This window comes from Chlamydiales bacterium, from assembly GCA_031292375.1.
Classification (GTDB): Bacteria; Chlamydiota; Chlamydiia; order Chlamydiales; family VFKH01; genus JARLHF01.
Genome location: JARLHF010000039.1, coordinates 1 through 16,573, shown reverse-complemented (window position 1 = coordinate 16,573; position 16,573 = coordinate 1). Strand labels below are relative to the sequence as shown.

The 16,573-nt window shown below is 38.7% G+C and carries 18 protein-coding genes; 5 read left to right on the top strand and 13 right to left on the bottom strand.

Going from position 1 to position 16,573, the window contains the following annotated elements:
- Window positions 1-7: 7 nt before the first annotated feature.
- Window positions 8-1,039, bottom strand: coding sequence for a UDP-glucose 4-epimerase GalE (gene galE / locus P4L16_05250; protein MDR3624526.1), 1,032 nt, complete (start codon window positions 1,037-1,039; stop codon window positions 8-10).
- 6 nt (window positions 1,040-1,045) lie between these two features.
- Window positions 1,046-2,398, bottom strand: a complete 1,353-nt coding sequence (locus P4L16_05245) for a UDP-glucose/GDP-mannose dehydrogenase family protein (GenBank protein ID MDR3624525.1) — start codon at window positions 2,396-2,398, stop codon at window positions 1,046-1,048.
- Window positions 2,399-2,601: 203 nt separating this feature from the next.
- Between P4L16_05245 and P4L16_05240 the strand changes: the two genes are divergently transcribed.
- Entirely contained in the window at window positions 2,602-4,617 is a 2,016-nt protein-coding gene (locus tag P4L16_05240) for a hypothetical protein (protein ID MDR3624524.1), read from the top strand.
- 56 nt (window positions 4,618-4,673) lie between these two features.
- Here the strand turns inward: P4L16_05240 and pgeF are convergent, their stop codons facing one another.
- The 8 genes from pgeF to P4L16_05200 form a co-directional block, all read right to left on the bottom strand.
- Window positions 4,674-5,441: a peptidoglycan editing factor PgeF gene (gene pgeF, locus P4L16_05235; GenBank protein ID MDR3624523.1), complete on the bottom strand. Its 768-nt coding sequence runs from the start codon at window positions 5,439-5,441 to the stop codon at window positions 4,674-4,676.
- Window positions 5,428-6,315: a putative DNA-binding domain-containing protein gene (locus P4L16_05230; protein ID MDR3624522.1), complete on the bottom strand. Its 888-nt coding sequence runs from the start codon at window positions 6,313-6,315 to the stop codon at window positions 5,428-5,430. Before P4L16_05230 ends, pgeF begins: the two co-directional genes overlap by 14 nt.
- On the bottom strand, window positions 6,315-7,157 hold the full coding sequence (locus P4L16_05225; protein ID MDR3624521.1) for a DUF692 domain-containing protein: 843 nt from the start codon (window positions 7,155-7,157) through the stop codon (window positions 6,315-6,317). The genes P4L16_05230 and P4L16_05225 overlap by 1 nt, the downstream gene beginning before the upstream one ends.
- A gap of 14 nt (window positions 7,158-7,171) precedes the next feature.
- Window positions 7,172-7,984: a hypothetical protein gene (locus P4L16_05220; GenBank protein MDR3624520.1), complete on the bottom strand. Its 813-nt coding sequence runs from the start codon at window positions 7,982-7,984 to the stop codon at window positions 7,172-7,174.
- A 30-nt stretch (window positions 7,985-8,014) separates the two neighbouring features.
- Complete coding sequence (locus tag P4L16_05215) at window positions 8,015-8,314, bottom strand: hypothetical protein (GenBank protein MDR3624519.1); 300 nt, start codon at window positions 8,312-8,314, stop codon at window positions 8,015-8,017.
- Between the two features lie 71 nt (window positions 8,315-8,385).
- Entirely contained in the window at window positions 8,386-8,844 is a 459-nt protein-coding gene (locus P4L16_05210) for a hypothetical protein (protein ID MDR3624518.1), read from the bottom strand.
- Between the two features lie 45 nt (window positions 8,845-8,889).
- Window positions 8,890-9,369 carry a hypothetical protein gene (locus P4L16_05205; GenBank protein MDR3624517.1) on the bottom strand — a complete coding sequence of 160 codons (480 nt, stop codon included), beginning with the start codon at window positions 9,367-9,369 and terminating at the stop codon, window positions 8,890-8,892.
- A gap of 25 nt (window positions 9,370-9,394) precedes the next feature.
- On the bottom strand, window positions 9,395-9,805 hold the full coding sequence (locus P4L16_05200; GenBank protein ID MDR3624516.1) for a hypothetical protein: 411 nt from the start codon (window positions 9,803-9,805) through the stop codon (window positions 9,395-9,397).
- A 156-nt stretch (window positions 9,806-9,961) separates the two neighbouring features.
- Here P4L16_05200 and P4L16_05195 point away from each other — a divergent pair, with 156 nt between their 5' ends.
- Complete coding sequence (locus P4L16_05195; protein ID MDR3624515.1) at window positions 9,962-11,155, top strand: MFS transporter; 1,194 nt, start codon at window positions 9,962-9,964, stop codon at window positions 11,153-11,155.
- Here the strand turns inward: P4L16_05195 and P4L16_05190 are convergent.
- The gene (locus P4L16_05190) at window positions 11,125-12,273 is read right to left on the bottom strand and encodes a small ribosomal subunit Rsm22 family protein (protein MDR3624514.1); all 1,149 of its coding nucleotides are present in this window, start codon (window positions 12,271-12,273) and stop codon (window positions 11,125-11,127) included. The two genes, P4L16_05195 and P4L16_05190, sit on opposite strands and share 31 nt — an antisense overlap.
- Window positions 12,270-12,968 (bottom strand): pseudouridine synthase, encoded by a 699-nt coding sequence (locus P4L16_05185; GenBank protein MDR3624513.1) that lies wholly within the window; start codon window positions 12,966-12,968, stop codon window positions 12,270-12,272. Before P4L16_05185 ends, P4L16_05190 begins: the two co-directional genes overlap by 4 nt.
- An 80-nt stretch (window positions 12,969-13,048) precedes the next feature.
- Here P4L16_05185 and P4L16_05180 point away from each other — a divergent pair, with 80 nt between their 5' ends.
- The 3 genes from P4L16_05180 to P4L16_05170 are packed head-to-tail and all read left to right on the top strand — an operon-like array spanning window position 13,049 to window position 15,656.
- Complete coding sequence (locus tag P4L16_05180) at window positions 13,049-13,726, top strand: 2,3-bisphosphoglycerate-dependent phosphoglycerate mutase (protein MDR3624512.1); 678 nt, start codon at window positions 13,049-13,051, stop codon at window positions 13,724-13,726.
- Window positions 13,723-14,880 (top strand): cysteine desulfurase family protein, encoded by a 1,158-nt coding sequence (locus P4L16_05175; protein ID MDR3624511.1) that lies wholly within the window; start codon window positions 13,723-13,725, stop codon window positions 14,878-14,880. Before P4L16_05180 ends, P4L16_05175 begins: the two co-directional genes overlap by 4 nt.
- Window positions 14,877-15,656 carry a NifU family protein gene (locus P4L16_05170; protein MDR3624510.1) on the top strand — a complete coding sequence of 260 codons (780 nt, stop codon included), beginning with the start codon at window positions 14,877-14,879 and terminating at the stop codon, window positions 15,654-15,656. The genes P4L16_05175 and P4L16_05170 overlap by 4 nt, the downstream gene beginning before the upstream one ends.
- Here P4L16_05170 and P4L16_05165 read toward each other — a convergent pair.
- Window positions 15,640-16,173 carry a biotin--[acetyl-CoA-carboxylase] ligase gene (locus P4L16_05165; protein MDR3624509.1) on the bottom strand — a complete coding sequence of 178 codons (534 nt, stop codon included), beginning with the start codon at window positions 16,171-16,173 and terminating at the stop codon, window positions 15,640-15,642. The two genes, P4L16_05170 and P4L16_05165, sit on opposite strands and share 17 nt — an antisense overlap.
- Between the last annotated feature and the right edge of the window lie 400 nt (window positions 16,174-16,573).

The following is a 16,573-nucleotide window of genomic DNA, read 5'->3' as shown; positions in this document are numbered from 1 at the left end:
TTTTTAGCTAACCCTTATGACTTTCTTGCATGGAAAGGATAAAGTGTTTCTCACTTTCTTGCATCTTTTTTTGCATCTTTTTATGCCATTGCCAGGCGCTACCAATGATAGTCGGAAGGTCTGAGCAGGAAGGAGTCCAGTTGAGTAAAGATCTACACTTTGCAGAATCAGCAATAAGAATAGGAGCATCTCCCTCGCGCCTTTTACAAAAGTTTTTATTAACTGTTTGGTTGCAGATGTTTTCAACTTGATCAATTACTTGCTTAACGGAATAGCCCGTGCCAGTTCCAAGGTTAAGTTCAAGTTGAGTATTTCCTGTAAGTAAATATTTTAGTGATCTTACATGTGCTTCTGCCAGATCTTGGACATGTATGTAGTCTCGAATGGCAGTTCCATCAGGAGTTTCGTAGTCGGTGCCAAAGATGTTTATTGAGGGCTGTTTGCCAAGAACAGTATTTAGAATAAGTGGAATAAGATGATTTTCTGGTTCATGATCCTCACCTATTTCTTCGTCAAGATCTGCGCCTGCTGCATTAAAATAGCGAAGGATGCAGATGGGTAAGTTATAAGCTCTGTGATAATCTTGGATGATTTTTTCAACCATGAGCTTAGATCTGCCATAGGGATTGATGGGTAGCTGAGGATGATTTTCATCGATGGGGATATAATGTGGAAGGCCATAAATAGCGCATGTACTAGAAAATAGGAAGGGTATTGTTTTATATGCGCGTATAGCTTCTAGTAGATTGAATGTTCCAATTAAATTATTGTGGTAGTACTTTGCAGGATTTTGAACGGATTCTCCAATTGCTGTAAGTGCTGCAAAATGGAACACGGCAATGGGGTCATATTTAATAAGTACTTCAGAAAGCCTTTTAGAATTGTGAATATCCCCAATTTCTAGAGGACCATAGCAAACAGCGCTTTTGTGCCCACACAAGAGATTGTCATAGGTAACAGGAGAAAATGAGGCTTTAGCAAGAGCTTTTGCAACATGGCTGCCAATATAGCCTGCACCTCCTACAACAAGAACATTCATTTTTGATTACTTCTTACTTATAGGTTGACCAATGCTGATGTATTCAAAGCCCTTCATTGCCATTTCATCCCTGTGATATTGATTTCTTCCATCAAAGAAGGCACAATCTTGCATGTGAGCGATAATGGGTTCAAAATCTAAAAATCTAAATTGTTTCCACTCTGTGACAAGAGCAATCGCATGAGCATTCTTTGAAGACTCTGTCTCATCATTGCACCATGTAATTTGGGATGCATGTTTGATAAGAAGAGGAAGCTCTTTCGCTTTGTTCATAGCAACAGGATCAAATAAGCGAAGAAACACGTTATGTTTTAAAAGCTCTTCAATAAGAATAAGAGAGGGCGCTTCTCTTAGGTCGTCGGTATCTGGCTTAAAAGCAAGACCCCAAATGGCAACCGTTTTATTTGAAAGACCGCCTCTATTTTGAAAATAGTTCTTTATTTTTTCTCCAAGTACCTTTTTTTGCCTGTCATTGACAGCATCGACAGCAGCAACGAGGGATAATGGGTAATCATTGAGCTTTGCTGTGTAGTGCAGGGCTTTAATATCTTTTGGAAAGCAAGAGCCTCCATAGCCGATACCAGCATAAAGAAAATCATTACCAATGCGCTTATCAGAACCCATTCCTTTTCGTACTTTAGTAATATCTGCTCCTACTTTTTCGCAAAGGCCTGCAAGCTCATTCATGAAGGAAATGCGCGTTGCAAGCATTGCGTTAGCTGCATACTTTGTCATCTCAGCAGAGAGGATGTCCATTGTGATGATGCGATCGTGGTTCAGATTGAAAGGGGTGTAGAGCTCTCTCATAATGGCTTCAGCTTCTTTATTTGCAACGCCTAGGATAATTCTATCTGGCTTCATAAAGTCGTGGATAGCATTTCCCTCTTTTAGAAATTCAGGGTTTGAAACGACATCAAAATGGATATGTTCTTTTTTGTTGTTTCTGAGAGTATCTTGTATAACAGATGTAACCATTTCTGCTGTGCCAACGGGTACGGTTGATTTGTTGACGATGACTTTATATTCATTCATTTCTAAAGCAATGGCTTTTGCTGCTTGTTGTATGTAGCTTAAATCAGCAGAACCATCATGCCCAAGGGGAGTTGGTAGGGCAAGAAAACATACAAGAGAAGATGTTACAGCTTCATGATAGTTTGTTGTAAAACTTAAGCGATTAGCTTTTTTGTTGCGCTTGACAATTTCTTCGAGCCCTGGCTCATAGATGGGTATCATCCCATTTTCAAGATTATCGATCTTTGCTTTGTCAATGTCTAGGCAAGTTACATGGTGGCCCATTTCAGCAAAGCAGGCTCCTGTCACTAGACCCACATAACCAGTTCCCACAACAAGAATACGCAATTTTAACTCCACATTGTAATATTTTAAGTGAGAACATCCTAACATAAGTTATGAATTTGTACCAAAAGTTTGTGTGTTAAAGATTGCGCAAATTATATTTTTATGTAAGTATTCTTTGTTAAGAATAGACTTCTTGCGTAATTACATTTGCTTGTCAAAAAAAGACAATTTTAACAAGCAAATGTAATTACGCAAGAAGTCTAATGGGTAAATCAGGAGATGTTGAAATGAGTGCTGTGATGGTAAACTTGGGAAGTACATTGAGAGATTTTCTTTTTCTTCCAGGAGATGATGAGAATACCTGTCGAAATAATCTTGTTCCAAGTGCATGTAAGGATGAGTTTTATTTAAGAAACAGTATATCGGGCATAACACAAATAGTCACCTGGTCCGTTATAAGAGTTTTTAACTGGAGTGGAAGCTGTGAAAAAGATGCTTATTACATAAACATGAGAAATATTCAAAGTATTTGGCATGATGCGTTTAAACTGTTAAAGGAGGCACATGAGCGCTACAATGAGCTTTTAAAGGTCTGTTTTCATCCCGGGCTCGATACTTATCCTGGAGATAAGCCAGAGATAGGGATATTAGAAGATTGGCATTACAATGTAAGACTTGCATTTCAAGAGTCTGGTGGAGGTTGTTTAGAGTTTCAAGTTGCAAAAATTAAAAATATTTTTAAAAATAATCTTAGGTCTGCAGATTTTCGACCCTTTGCAGATGACGCGCTTACTCTATTTCAGAGCGTTCAGACAGATTTTTATTCTACTCGAGTAAGAAGATTACTAGGTTTAGAGTTTCCCTTTGCTGCATTGCAAAAAGTTGCTAAGGGTGAGGAATTGGATAGTGTAGGGCAGCATTCTTGGGAAGTATTTATCAATAAGCTTTGTGAGGCATGTACAAGAAGAGATACTACAGAAAAAATTGGAATAAGGGATCTGCATTACTGTATGAAGGCGCTTGTTTTGCGTATGTCGCTTGGGGATAATAATTCTACAATAAATAATGCTTTGGTGTGTTTGGAATGGCAACTATTCAAAGCCTTATTGGCAAAAAAATGTTATGTGTTTTTTGAAAAAGATCCTATTTATTTAAGATGGGTTGAAAGGCAAGTTATTCCCTCAGCACGTATTCAGTGTGGATCAAAAACAGTACAAATCGATTCTGAAATTCTTGGAAGAGATGAAAGTCAAGGTAATCAACATAGAGTTTTTCGCTTAAGAGATGATAATAGTTTTGTCCTTACGTTTAGTGCATTGAATGAAGTTATAGCTATTTTGGAGCAAAAAGAGAGCGAAAAGAATAACGAATTTCCTGTTGCAAAAATAGAGGAAATGGATGCAATGGGTTTTAGTTTAGTTGAGTATGTAGCAGAGGAGTCAGTGAATAGTGATTCTTGGATGAATAGTGAGGCTCGGTTAGACAATTTTATTAAATTAATTCGTAAGTTTCATAACTGTAAGCATATTCCAAGTAAACTCGAACCAAGTATGATGCGTTTTTGCGATGATGACATAAAGTTTGTACGGTTTGTGCCTTCTTCTTTCTTTGATTGGACTGTACTTGTGAGGTTTATAAGAGCTTCAGTTGGTGATGATGGTGATGCTTATATACGAATTATGAAAGAGTCTGGATTACTCAGGGATCCAGTAGCCAAGTTTTATCAAACTGTTTTGGGAATGATTGTAGCCTCAGAAGAGGACCAGCTCGAAGATTACTACGAGCAGTTTCAAAGTGAATCTCAAAAGGAAACTGTGATAAGGGTTGCGCGCCAAATGCATGCAAAAATTAAAGAAGAGGCAATTTTTTATGTAGAAGAAATTGCATCGCAATACGTACTTCAAGAAAGTGGCCTGCAAACGCCTAAGCGATTTGAAAGGCGCTTTAGGGAAAAGATCGCAGAGGCCATATATAAAAGTTATCTGATTGAGCCTCCTTTCGTTATTTACTCACCAAGAATCATGGGAGAAGTAGCTTTTGATGTTAGGCCGCTTGTTAAAGAAAATCTTTTAAAGATTCAGGTTTCAAGATCATTAGAAAACTTAAAACCAGAAGATGTTGTTGAAGAAAATATTTTAGTTATAGTAAACACAATTTGTGAAGGCTGTATTTATGATGATGAGCAAAGAGAGCAAGTAAAAAAAATATTGGAACATCAGAAAAAACGATTTGATCTTGGCGAGATTTCTTCTATAAGTGTAGATCTAGCACTGCTCTAATAGAAGCTATACACAAACAAGTTCAAGAATTGTTTGTGTATAATTATGCAAAAAGTCTAATAAAGCATTGCAAGGGTGCCATTAGCAGCTTTTAGTGGGCCTTTGCCAAATTCCTTGGTTTGTCTTCTGTAAGAATAAAAATCTTCCTCTTCTGTTACAGTGCAAAGTTGTGCGACTTGAATGTGTGATTTTAGCACACCGCAAGATTTAAGCTGTTCTTTGCTAATTTCCCAAAAGTCAAAATAATTTTCTTTTATTTGAAAGGGCCAAAAGGCCTCTGGAAACTCACTTTTATAGTTAATAAATTCTGCAAAATTTGGGCCAAGGCTTGGGCTAATGCATACAAGGAGGTCTTTGGGATCGCTTTGAAAGTGTTTTTTCATTGCATGAATAGTTGCTTTATAAATGTTTTGTACGCTTCCACGCCATCCAGAATGTACATTTGCAAGGGCATGGTGGATAGGATCATAAAAAATAGCTGCTTGGCAATCTGCATGTGATATGAAAAGAGCATGGTTTTTTGATGCTGTAAGTAAACTATCACACTTTGAGATATAACTAGGATGTGATTCAGTTACAAGTGTGGTGTGAATGCCATGCATTTGATATGCTGCAGTGACTCGTTTCAAATTGAGAGAATCTTTGATTAGGTCGAAGTTTTTTTGTAGATGAGTAGGCTCATCGATGGTATGTAGGCCAAGATTTAAACCTATTGCAGGATTGGATCCTCCTTTTTTTGTAAAGACGGCATGGACAAGGCCTTTAACATTATCTAAGAGTTCAAAGGTAAGCCACTCTAGCCCATTTTTTTTATGCCTTTGCATAAATAAGTAATTCTCTTTCTGTCCAAGTTTTAAACCATTGCTGAATATTTTGGACAGCTTCTTGATAGATAGAGGCAACTTCTTCTTCTAAAATAGCGCATGCATCTATGAGAGAGCATCCTTTTTTCAAAAGGCGAAGTAATTTATATTGTCCTGCTGTAATAGTTTCCCAGTGAACTGAGCTATTATTAGCATTTCTGTAGATGAGGTAGTGATAGGTATCATCTTTTGGAAGAGATGGAAAATCATTTTCTATCCAATGATCAATGCTTTCTTTAAGGAAGCTATCTCTAAAAATAAGAAAGGGACCATCACATTTAAAGAGATGCACGTGGGGTTGTAATTTAATTTTTATAGAAAGCATGTCGGCAAGGTCATCAGGAGTTTTGTTTTGTAATGAAAGAGGTGGGTAGGATTTTGCAACAAAGCTTTCTTGAAAGGCCCAATCGATTCTAGAGAACATGAGAATAACAGCTTTGTCACTTTCTTTATAGTTGCGACTTATCCAAAAAGGCATTTTCCTTCCAAGCTCATGTAAAGACCAAGTTTTAGAAGGAAATTTTGTTAGATAGGGTGTTACAAGCTGCATATTAAAGTCATAGTAGCCAAAAAGACGTGCAACAGTTGGAAAGATCTCTTGAAGGGTTTTGTAAAGGCGCCACCAATATTGTTGATTGTAAATTTGTATGCGTTCATGAGGTTGTAAAAAAGCATTGGGTGTAACAAAATTAGGAGCTTCTGTTTCTAGAAGAGTTCCTCTTGGTGTGGTGTTGGATGATTTTTGCTCTGAGTTGAGTGGTTGTGTAATGATGCTTGCAAACCAAGATTGGATCTGTTTTATATTGTCAGGGCATGGTGTAAGTGATGATTTCATTATTTTACACTCGCTTCAAGAAGGTTCTTTTGGAATTCTTTTGCTTTTAAAGCCTCTTTCCATGTCTCATCAAAGCTTATAAAGTCATCATCCCATTCCAAAAGGGTTGCTGCGTTGCCTGTTTGTGGCCATACTTCTGCGTAAAGATCCCATACATCTTCTTTAACATAATTATTGTGTGTGTCAAGTACATGTGTGCCATGATCTGTGTGGCCTGCTATGTGAATCTGGATAACGCGCTCTAATGGAATATTACGGATATAATCAGATGGGTTAAAGTTGTGATTTCTGCTTGAAACATAAATGTTATTGACGTCTAACATCATAAAAATGTCTGCTTTTTCTACAACACTGCTATAAAACTCCCATTCACTCATTTGATCTTCTTTATAAGAGACATAAGAGGAGAGATTTTCTAGAGCAAAGGGTAATTCTAGATAGTCTTGAACGATGCGAGCTCTTTCTACAACATAGTCAATGACTTCCTGAGTGTAGGGAAGAGGTAGCAAGTCATGATAATGTGCCCCCTCTAGGTGTCCCCAGCAAAGATGGTCAGAGATCCAAGGCGTCTTAGTTCTCTTTGCAAGAGCTTTTAATTTTTTTAAGTAATTAAAGTCGAGAGGATCTGGGCTACCAATGGCAAGAGATACGCCATGCTGAGTTACTGGGTATCTTTCTAGAATCCTGTCTAAGTTATCCAGAGCAGGACCTCCCTCTACCATAAAATTTTCACTAATGATTTCGAACCAATCAATCGCAGGTTGGTGTTGAAATATATCTTTATAATGAGGAACGCGCAGGCCAATGCCAATGCCTAGATCTGTCTTGGGTTTTTTTTGCACAATTTTGCCTTGGCTTATGTTGAAGGATTTTCTACTGTCTGAATAGAAGCTGCATACTGTAGTGCTAAATTGAAATCAAGTTTTTTTGTAAGGGCGATGGCCATCCAACGACTTTCTGGTGGCAAGGATAGAAAGAGAGTCTGTAGATCTAAGGGAAGTTGTTTGATAAAAGATTGTTCATTTTTTGGAAGCCTTTGAATATCTATTTCAGCACCATGTGTTACAGCTAAATCATATTGGTTATTGTGTAAAAAACGAAAAATTTGTGATTGCGTTGCGTCACTGAGCGATAAAAAGAGCAATTGTTTATCAAAAGGTAATTTGTGAATAAATGCTTGTAAATTGCTTGGAAAAGAATCGATTTCTAGTTGTAGGGCCTCGTGTACAGCGTGATTGGGGCTCATGTCTTCAGCATAGTTTAGGGCGGCTTTTGTTGGGTCATCATCGAGTATGAGAAATAAGATTTTATTGGGTTTATCTAGCTTTTTATAAAAATCTTGAATGGCAAGGCTTTCTTCTAAAATCTCTTGCATAGCCGCTTTCCATACAGCCTCATCTGGTGAAAGAGGGGTTATAAGCTCTGTTGCCCACGCTCTTTGCTTTTCATCCAATGTGCTAAAAAGATTTTGTTCTCCTGGGCTTAGTGTCGTAAATAACGCTTGTTCACTAGGTGTAAGTGTGCTTGGATCAAAAGCTAGAGAGGCAGTTTGCTCTGAGAACCGCTCTTCACGCTCAAAGCGAGAAATTGGATGGCTCTCATCTACTTGGCAGCTACAAAGCAGGATAAGTATTAACAAACATTTAGGAAGTTTACTCTTCTTGTTCATATCAATACACATGGTTGAAGATTGTTTAGTTTAACGCAGCTTGCGTTTAGATTCCATTTTGTTGCTGGTTTCTGCGCGATCTGTCGACACATCACATCCATGTGTGCCTGTGCATTTTTCATGCATTTGACAGCTTGCAAGATTACTTGTATCATCATTATCCCAAGCGCTAGAAGAAGTTTGCGTAGATTGTTGAGTAAAGGGCTTTTCTTGAGATTCAGTTTTTAAAGGGTCTTGAGTAGAGTAGTTACTTGTTTGTTCTGCGCTGATTGCAGATCCTATTCCCAATATTCCAAGTATTGCAAGTTTGGCAAGATTTTGTTTTTTCATTGAGTTTCCTTAAATTAAAATAGCGCTTAAATAAGGATTCAAGCGCTATGTTTACTGTCATGAACAAAGAATTAACGGTAGCGATTAACTCTTGTTTGTTGGCTATTGCCATTATTGCCGTTGCATCCATGGCTAGGAGGCGTTGAAGGAGCATTATTACCAGTGCATGAATAGCTAGGTGTTGAAGGAGCATTGTTTCCATTGCCGCCAGTGCATGAATAGCTAGGTGTTGAAGGTGCATTATTGCCAGTGCATGAATAGCTAGGTGTTGAAGGAACATTTCCTTGTGCTTGGCCTTGTCCGCTGCCTACTGGTACTTGTGTAGTAGATGGATTGCCTGTTGTATTAGACTTATCAGAGCTGCTGTAGCCAGAGTTGACGGGTCCACCTGCGCAAGAAGCTTCCCATTTTTGGGTTGCTGGCTGCTGGCCATTTACTGGTTTTGGTTGTGTTTGCTGTTGAGCGCCTACAGTTGCTGCAACTCCCATAATACCAAGTATGGCAAGTTTTGCGAGATCTTGTTTTTTCATTTGTTTTTTCCTTTATCGTTTAAAGTTAGTAAAATTTAAGTTAAACTAGCGAAGCTGTCGTTTTGATTGCATTTTAGTGCTATTGCTTCCTGAGTAATCACCACTAGCACATCCTCCTGGACCGCAATCAGTATCACTTCCCTTGCAGTTCGCAAGGCCACTACATTTACTAGTATCACCTGATTTGCAGCCTGTTAGGCCACCACAAGTTTTGCAACCAGCAAGATTGCCGCATTGTGCAAGACCTGACTGATTACTGCCACCCCATGTTTTGGAAGAGGTCTGTTCTGATTGCTTAGACGATTGTGTTGGTTGAGCTGGAGGTTGTCCTTGGGCTGGTTTTTTCCCAGCTTGTGAAGGATCACTGCTAGAGTAGTTGCTAACTTGGTCTGTGCAAATGCCTTTGCTTCCATCGTAGTTAGTTGTATCTTTAGAGCCTTGTTGTTGCTGTTGCTGCGCGCCTACAGTTGCTGCAACTCCTAGCATTCCCAGTATTGCAAGCTTTGCGAGGTCTTGTTTTTTCATGAGTTCTCTCCTTTAAGAGTGATTTTTAGTTGTTTCTTAGTGATTGTCTTTTTACTTTCATTGCAGAGCTATTATCGCTGCTAGAATCGGAATTTCCAGAAATAGATGCGCAAAATGTTCCACATTTTTCTTTTCCAGGGGCAGAAGGGGTCTCTTGTGTGCTTCCCTTTTCTTTTTCGTTCTCTTTTTGGAACTCTTCAGCTTTCTTTTTCTCTTCAGGAGTAAGTCCTGGGGTATTGGGATTTTTAAAGTTACAGCTTCCGCCACATTTACCGCAGTTTTGGTAAGAGGAGCAGACGTAATGATCTCCTCCATTTGCCAGTGCTTGGTGAGAAACTGTATTGCTAGAGGTGTTTTCAGAGGCTTGGATTGCATTTGTTGTAAGGCCGAGAGTAAGGCCAAGAAGAGCAAGCTTGCATAAGTCCATTTTTTTCATAAGGATAATCTTTGTTGTGAAAATAAAATTATAGTCCACATATAGAAAAATTGGAGTTTATTCGCAAGAAGTAAATGATTTGAAGAATTTTGTTATTAAGAAAATGGCAATGTAGTGTACAATAGAGCCCTCTTATTACTAAAGAGATAGAAAAAGATGAATCCTTCAATGCCATGGAAAAGCGTCCTTTGGACAGTGTGGTTTGGTCACTTTGTTATCGATTTACTCGTTGGGATTTGGCCTGCTTATAAAACACTTGCAGGTCTTGATTTAGCTAAAGCTGGTCTAATTATTGGCGTATCTGGTCTCATCGGGGATGGATCGCAGCTTTTTTTTGGCTTTTTAAGTGATAAGGGTCATAGAAAAAAACTCTTTATGTTGGGTATTTTTCTTGTGATGAGCTCTACTTTTCTAGCGCTCACTCAAAATTATGCCATACTTTCTCTTCTTGTTCTTTTAACATATTTTGGTTCTGGTCTGTTTCATCCTGCAGGCGCTGGTATAGCACAGACGCTTATTCCTGGAAGAAAGGGATTTACAATGACTCTTTTTGCATCAGGTGGATATTTGGGTCTTGCCATTACGCAGCTTCTTTTTGCCTTTCTTTATAGGGCTGATCCTGCGTACTCTTGCTTACTTATATGCTTTGTGTTTCTTGCTCTTCTTTTTTCACAGAAGATGATAGGTGCTCAGTCGGAGCGGATTCACCAAAATAACTTTAGTTTTAAGCGATTTTTTGAACCATTTTCTTTGAGAAAAAAAGATTTAACAATTCTCTATTTTTCTCAACTTGCCCAACAAATTGTCTCCTATTCATTCTTGTTTTTCTTGCCAGATGTTTTACTTTTGCAAGATCATACAGATTGGATCTGTTATGGAGGGGGGCATTGTTGTTATGTGATAGGAGCTGGCCTTATGATGGTTCCTGCAGGTATTTTATCGGACCGATTTGGTCAAAGATCTGTGTTACTTGCATCCATTTGTTCGACGAGTGTTTTATTCTATGTTTTTCTCTTTCAAGGTGTTACAGTGCCTTGGCTCGTTCCTCTATTTTTGCTTGGGTTTGGCGCTTGCATGGGAGTTTACAATCCTATAGGAGTTGCGTTTGGCAATAGGCTTTTGCCCACCCATGCAAGTTCTGTAAGCGCTCTTTTGATGGGATGTGTATGGTGTGTAGCTCATGTCATAGGTGCTGGAGGTGGTGGTCTTTTGACGAAAGTTTTTGTGGAGGCAGCTCCTGCTAAGGCGCTTATGGTAATTGGATTGTTTTTGCCGATCTCTTCAGTGTTAGCTTTTTTCTTGCCAGCAAAAGAAAAAATTCAGCAGACGGGTTTGCCGCACGAAGCATAGACACTAACTTCTGTATCTTGTACAACACTCAGAGAGTCTTTATTAATTGTAGCATTGCAGACTTTGATGAGGTCTCCTCTTTGTAAGAATTCAAAGGCCAAGTTTTCTTTCGAATGTTCTTCTAACTTTGAAGAGAGCGCTTTGTGCCCATCTGTTCCGCATAGATAAAAGCGTTTGCCAAAGCGTGTTTGTACGGGAGGAGAAATGACCCTATAGAGGGGCTCATCAAGTTTTGGCCATGCATTTTTTTCTGCTTTTACGATTAAATAACTCATTTTAAGGGAATTGAGATTGATTTTTGCAGATCTTTGTATTTCGCTTACAAGAAGAGGTTTTTCAAAAGTTCTTTGCGCATAGCAAGGAGCGTTTGTAAGGAGAGCTGGGCAAGATCCTTTGTATACGCAAGGTGCTTGTATAGCAAAATGGTTTTCAACAAGAAAATTTCTGATATTTAAAATACGTTTATTATCAGAGGGCCAGGAGCTTTCTACAAGAAGAAGATAGCCATTAGGATTTAGGTGCTCAAAAAGAGATGTAATGAATGTATTTTGTTTTTCAATATAATTTTTTAATGTGTTAGGAAAAAGCTCATTTAAAGCATGACCTAAGATAATGAGATCATATTTTCCACTGATAGGCATACTCTCATTTTTTTGATTCCAGTGCCTTGTAGTAAGCGTCATACCCGATCTACCGGCAATTTCTGCACCCAGTTTTAAGCTGTCGACATTGCGGTCTAAAAGAGTTACATCGCAAGATCCATGGCAAAGGGCTGCAAAGCCAAAAGCACCAGGACCAGAGGCAAGATCAAGTACGCGCATAGGTGTGCTTGGAAGTTCTGATAGAAGAGACATGCCTTCTGCATAGTGAATGGTCCAGTAGTAAAGAAGATATGCCGAGAGTAAATTTTTATCTTCAAAATAGTCTTTTGAAAGGTTTGGTGACGTGTTTTCAAACAACTTTTGTAATTTTTCTATGCAGTCTACCACAGACCTGAATTCTCTTGTGTGAAGCCTGTCCTCAGGACCTCCCCCTTGGACTTTAAGATAGCGTCTCCATATCCCTATGAGAATAGGTATAATCGTTTTAAAGTCGGGTTTTATAAGTCTTCTTTTCATTCGAAAATAAGTTCCTTGTCGCGCTCTGTCATGGCTCTTATGCCACCTACTGGTAGCAATCCTAGCTTGAGAGAGCCTATACGGATACGTGTAAGGGACCAAAGAGTAAGGCCTGCATGTTCTGCTAAAATCCTTACTTCTCTCTTTTTCCCTTCAGTGATTGTAATTTTTAGAGTGCCTTTGCGCACTTTGGATACCTTTACAGGTTTTACAAAAGTACCCTCAATATAGCTTCCATGGCTAATAATTTTTAAATGTTCGTCTGTGATTTCTTGGTGAGTCTTTGCGACATATTCTTTTTGGATGTTGGAAGAGGGGTGGATGACCTCTTGGGAAAAGTGTCCATCATTTGTTACAATAATGAGGCCACCTGTCTCTTTATCTAATCTGCCTACAGTAAAAAGGCGTTTGTCGGCATCTGGAAATAGGTCTAGGATGATTTTCCCAGATCCTGCTTTGTTGGTACACAAATAACCAGGCGGCTTGTTTACGATATAGTAAACTTTTGATTCGACTCTTTTGATGGGCTTGCCTGCAACCAGGATGTTGTCCTTCTCAAGAGAAACTAGTGTTTGCGGAAGCAAAACAATCTTGTTGTTGACTTGAACATGTCCCTCAAAAATGAGCTCTTCGCACGCTCTTCTTGATGCAACACCTGCTGCTGCTAAAACTTTACTTAATCGATTAGTAGTAATCACGTTGAATATCTCTTTTTAAGAATAGATAAGATAAGTATTATAAACGAAAGAAAATTGAAAATCAAGGCGGCATACGTTTGAGTAAATTAATTCTTTTGCGTCACGGGCAATCGCTATGGAATCTGTCTAACCGTTTTACTGGGTGTGTGGATATTCCTCTCAGTGCTAAGGGGATTGATGAGGCAATTGCTGCTGGTAATCTAATTAAAAATATTCATATAGATGTTATTTTTGTTTCTGCATTAATTCGCGCGTCTATGACTGCGATGATTGCAATGAGCAGGCACTCTCCTGGAAAAACACCTGTGTTGATGCATTCTCTTGAAGAGGAAAAAATGCCTGGTTGGAGCTCTTTTGAAGGAGATTCTTCTGAAGTAATTCCCGTCTTTCAAGCGTGGCAGCTCAATGAGCGCATGTATGGTGGACTTCAAGGGTTAAATAAAGCTGAAACGATTAAAAAATTTGGAGAGGAGCAAGTTAAGTTGTGGCGAAGGAGTTATGATGTTCCACCCCCTAAGGGAGAGAGCTTAAAAATGACAGCTGAGCGCTCTATTCCTTATTTTCAAGAGAAGATCTTTCCAGAGCTTAAATCTGGCAAAAATGTCTTTGTTGTAGCTCATGGCAATTCTCTTAGATCCATCATCATGTTTTTGGAAAATTTGACTGAGGATGAAGTGCTGCATTTGGAGCTTGCAACGGGCATTCCGACAATTTACGATTATGATCGAAATACATTTGTGCGCAAATCCCTATGAAGCGTGTTTACCTAGACAATCATACTGCAGCAAGGCCTTCTCTTCAGGTGGTAAAAGAGATGACACCCTATCTGCGCGATCATTTTGCTCTTCTTTCATCTCCTTATAACTTGGCAGGAGATCAAATGGGTGCTGTAGAGCTTGCCTATCAATCCCTTTATGAATTACTGGGAGCAAAAGATAAGGATACGGTTTTATTTTGCTCATCGGGCGCAGAGGCCATCAACCATGTGCTTTTATCTACCTATTTGGATTCTACAAGAAGATCTGGAAAGAACCATTACATAACTTCTCTTGTCGATGAAGCCTCTATCATTATGGGAATGAATAGGTTAGAATCGAATGGTGTTGCTGCAAAACTTTGTGAGGTGGATAGTTTTGGATGCGTTACAAAGCAAAAGCTGATAGAAGCGATTTCTCCAAGAACATCGATTATCTCTCTTTCCTATGCAAATGGCTTGACAGGGGTGATTCAGCCAGTAGAGGATATTGCAGCTCTTTGTAAAGAAAGAGGCATTTTATTACATTTAGATGTTACACATGTGCTTGGAAAATTGTTTTTTGATTTGGAGGAGGTTGGTGCAGATTTTATTTCTTTCAATGGAGACTCTCTTCATGCCCCAAGGGGGTGTGGAGCTCTATATATACGTGCATCGGCTCGCTTAAGTCCTTTGATTGTAGGCGCTCAAGAGCAAGCAGGCAAGCGTGCAGGTAGTGTCAATGTTGCAGGACTTGTGGGTTTTGGTATCGCTGCAAAAGAGCTTTTAGATCATCGAGATCTTATGTGCACAGAGATTGCACGGCTTAGAGACCGATTTGAAGATAGGATTTTAGAAGAAGTTCCAGAGAGTAAAGTTTTCTTTCAAGAGCAAGCTCGCCTTCCCAACTGTACAGCAGTAGCCTTTCCAGGTGTGTTTAATGAGTCCCTTCTTTATTTATTGAGTAAAAAGAGTGTCTACGCGACGATTGGCGGTGGAAATTTTCAAAATATTGCGCAGGTGTTAAAGGTATGCGGCATAGAAGATTTTCTTGCCAATAGCACTATTAGCTTTAGCTTATCTAGAGATACAACAGAAGAGGAAATAGATCTTGCAGTAGATGCAATTGTAGAGAGCGTAAAATATTTGCGATCTATATCGAAAGGATTAATATGAGCAAGTCTGATTTAATAAAATCTTTTCCCTGGATACGTTATAGTAAGAAGGTAGCTTTAAAAGTTGAGTATGCGCGCTCTGTTGGTAGGTTTACAGAAGAAGAGGGTGTTGCTCGACAGATGAGGGTTGTAGATGGTGTTCAAAGCTCTATGATTGATGGAGATAAGGTGTTAATTAGCTTGCTTGTGGACCCAGAAGATGGGATGATTGTCGATGCTAAATTTCAAGCTTATGGGCACTCTGCTTTGATTGCTGCTGCAGAAGGCGCTGTGGAGCTATTAATTCATAAATATTATGATCAAGCAAGACGTATTGGTGCAGATCTCATTGACAAGCATTTAAGAGATAAGCCAGATGTTATTGCTTTTCCAGAAGAGGTTGCAGGTATTCTCAATTTAGTTGTAGATGCAATTGATGAGGCAGTAGAAAAATGCAGCGATATTGTATTGCCAGCAGCTTATGTATCACCTGTTCCACATGATATTGAAGTTGTAGAGGGTGGATATCCTGGCTTCGATGCATTGAGCCGAGAACAAAAAATTTCAGTGATAGAGCAAGTGATTGCTAATGATGTAAGGCCTTATATTGAACTGGATGGCGGAGGCATTGATGTCATTAATTTAATACATGATCGTGAAGTGATTATCTCTTATAAAGGAAGCTGTACTTCTTGCTTTTCTTCGACAGGAGCAACTCTTTCCTATATTCAACAAATCATTCAAGCAAAAGTGCATCCTGACTTAACAGTCGTTCCAGATTTTACAATTGAAGCATAAGAGCTTGAAGGATTCTGTCCATTAATGCATTGCAATCCCAACGCATGTTTGTTTCAATAAAAAGAGATGTGGCCAGTTGACTTACATTTTCAAGGTCTTTTTTGGGCATATTTACATTGATACCAATCCCCATAATAACACATGTAAGGTCTTGTATGTAGCTTGTTTCTATTAAAATCCCTGCAAGTTTTTTGCCTCCAAGAAGTAGATCATTAGGCCACTTAATTTGGGTCTCTAATTGATTTTCCTGTAATACGCTTTGTACAGTTTTTGCAAGAAGCTGTACAAGGAGGGATGTATCGAGCCTATCTTGTTCTAAAAAAAATACAATGCTTGCATAAATATTTTTTTTGGCAGGAGAGTGCCACCGTCTTCCAAATTGTCCTCTTCCGGCCGTCTGCATGTCGGCAGTAACAAGTGTAAGTTCTTTGTTATTAAAAAGATGAATATTTTCTTTCGCCCAGTCATTGGTTGAGGAAATGCTTTGAAAGTGATATTTGGTTATGTTAGTTATCATTTTTTTGCTTTGAAGAATCTGTTTGTGCATACTAGGCAAGTTTATAATAGCTTAACATTTATTTGCTACAACTGCCCCTATTAAAAACTATAAAAAACAATTGTATTTTATACACAAGTCAATTTTTAAACTTGTTTGTGTATATGTTCCCTATTGCAGCCCATATGATGAACAATGCAAGATGTCATGGTCTTCTCTCTTGCCTTAGCAGTTCCTGCTAAGCACTTTTCTTGAGTTCAATATAACAAATTTATAATAATTTAACGCCAGCTCGATTTTCAACTATCTGCTAATCAATAACTTGAATAGTTAAAACACGGAGACGCGGAGACACGGAGACTTATAATTTATCATTTATGATGCGTTCTACACCGTTTTTTACTTGTTTATTGCCAAAATT

What these genes read in the sequence shown, in the direction of transcription:
- P4L16_05170 (MDR3624510.1), top strand. Translation starts at nt 14,877, where the DNA reads ATGAGCAAGTCTGATTTAATAAAATCTTTTCCCTGGATACGTTATAGT.
- P4L16_05190 (MDR3624514.1), bottom strand. Translation starts at nt 12,273, where the DNA reads ATGAAAAGAAGACTTATAAAACCCGACTTTAAAACGATTATACCTATT.
- P4L16_05200 (MDR3624516.1), bottom strand. Translation starts at nt 9,805, where the DNA reads ATGAAAAAAATGGACTTATGCAAGCTTGCTCTTCTTGGCCTTACTCTC.
- P4L16_05195 (MDR3624515.1), top strand. Translation starts at nt 9,962, where the DNA reads ATGAATCCTTCAATGCCATGGAAAAGCGTCCTTTGGACAGTGTGGTTT.
- P4L16_05220 (MDR3624520.1), bottom strand. Translation starts at nt 7,984, where the DNA reads ATGAACAAGAAGAGTAAACTTCCTAAATGTTTGTTAATACTTATCCTG.
- P4L16_05205 (MDR3624517.1), bottom strand. Translation starts at nt 9,369, where the DNA reads ATGAAAAAACAAGACCTCGCAAAGCTTGCAATACTGGGAATGCTAGGA.
- P4L16_05210 (MDR3624518.1), bottom strand. Translation starts at nt 8,844, where the DNA reads ATGAAAAAACAAGATCTCGCAAAACTTGCCATACTTGGTATTATGGGA.
- P4L16_05215 (MDR3624519.1), bottom strand. Translation starts at nt 8,314, where the DNA reads ATGAAAAAACAAAATCTTGCCAAACTTGCAATACTTGGAATATTGGGA.
- P4L16_05165 (MDR3624509.1), bottom strand. Translation starts at nt 16,173, where the DNA reads ATGATAACTAACATAACCAAATATCACTTTCAAAGCATTTCCTCAACC.
- P4L16_05175 (MDR3624511.1), top strand. Translation starts at nt 13,723, where the DNA reads ATGAAGCGTGTTTACCTAGACAATCATACTGCAGCAAGGCCTTCTCTT.
- P4L16_05230 (MDR3624522.1), bottom strand. Translation starts at nt 6,315, where the DNA reads ATGAAATCATCACTTACACCATGCCCTGACAATATAAAACAGATCCAA.
- P4L16_05240 (MDR3624524.1), top strand. Translation starts at nt 2,602, where the DNA reads ATGGGTAAATCAGGAGATGTTGAAATGAGTGCTGTGATGGTAAACTTG.
- pgeF (MDR3624523.1), bottom strand. Translation starts at nt 5,441, where the DNA reads ATGCAAAGGCATAAAAAAAATGGGCTAGAGTGGCTTACCTTTGAACTC.
- galE (MDR3624526.1), bottom strand. Translation starts at nt 1,039, where the DNA reads ATGAATGTTCTTGTTGTAGGAGGTGCAGGCTATATTGGCAGCCATGTT.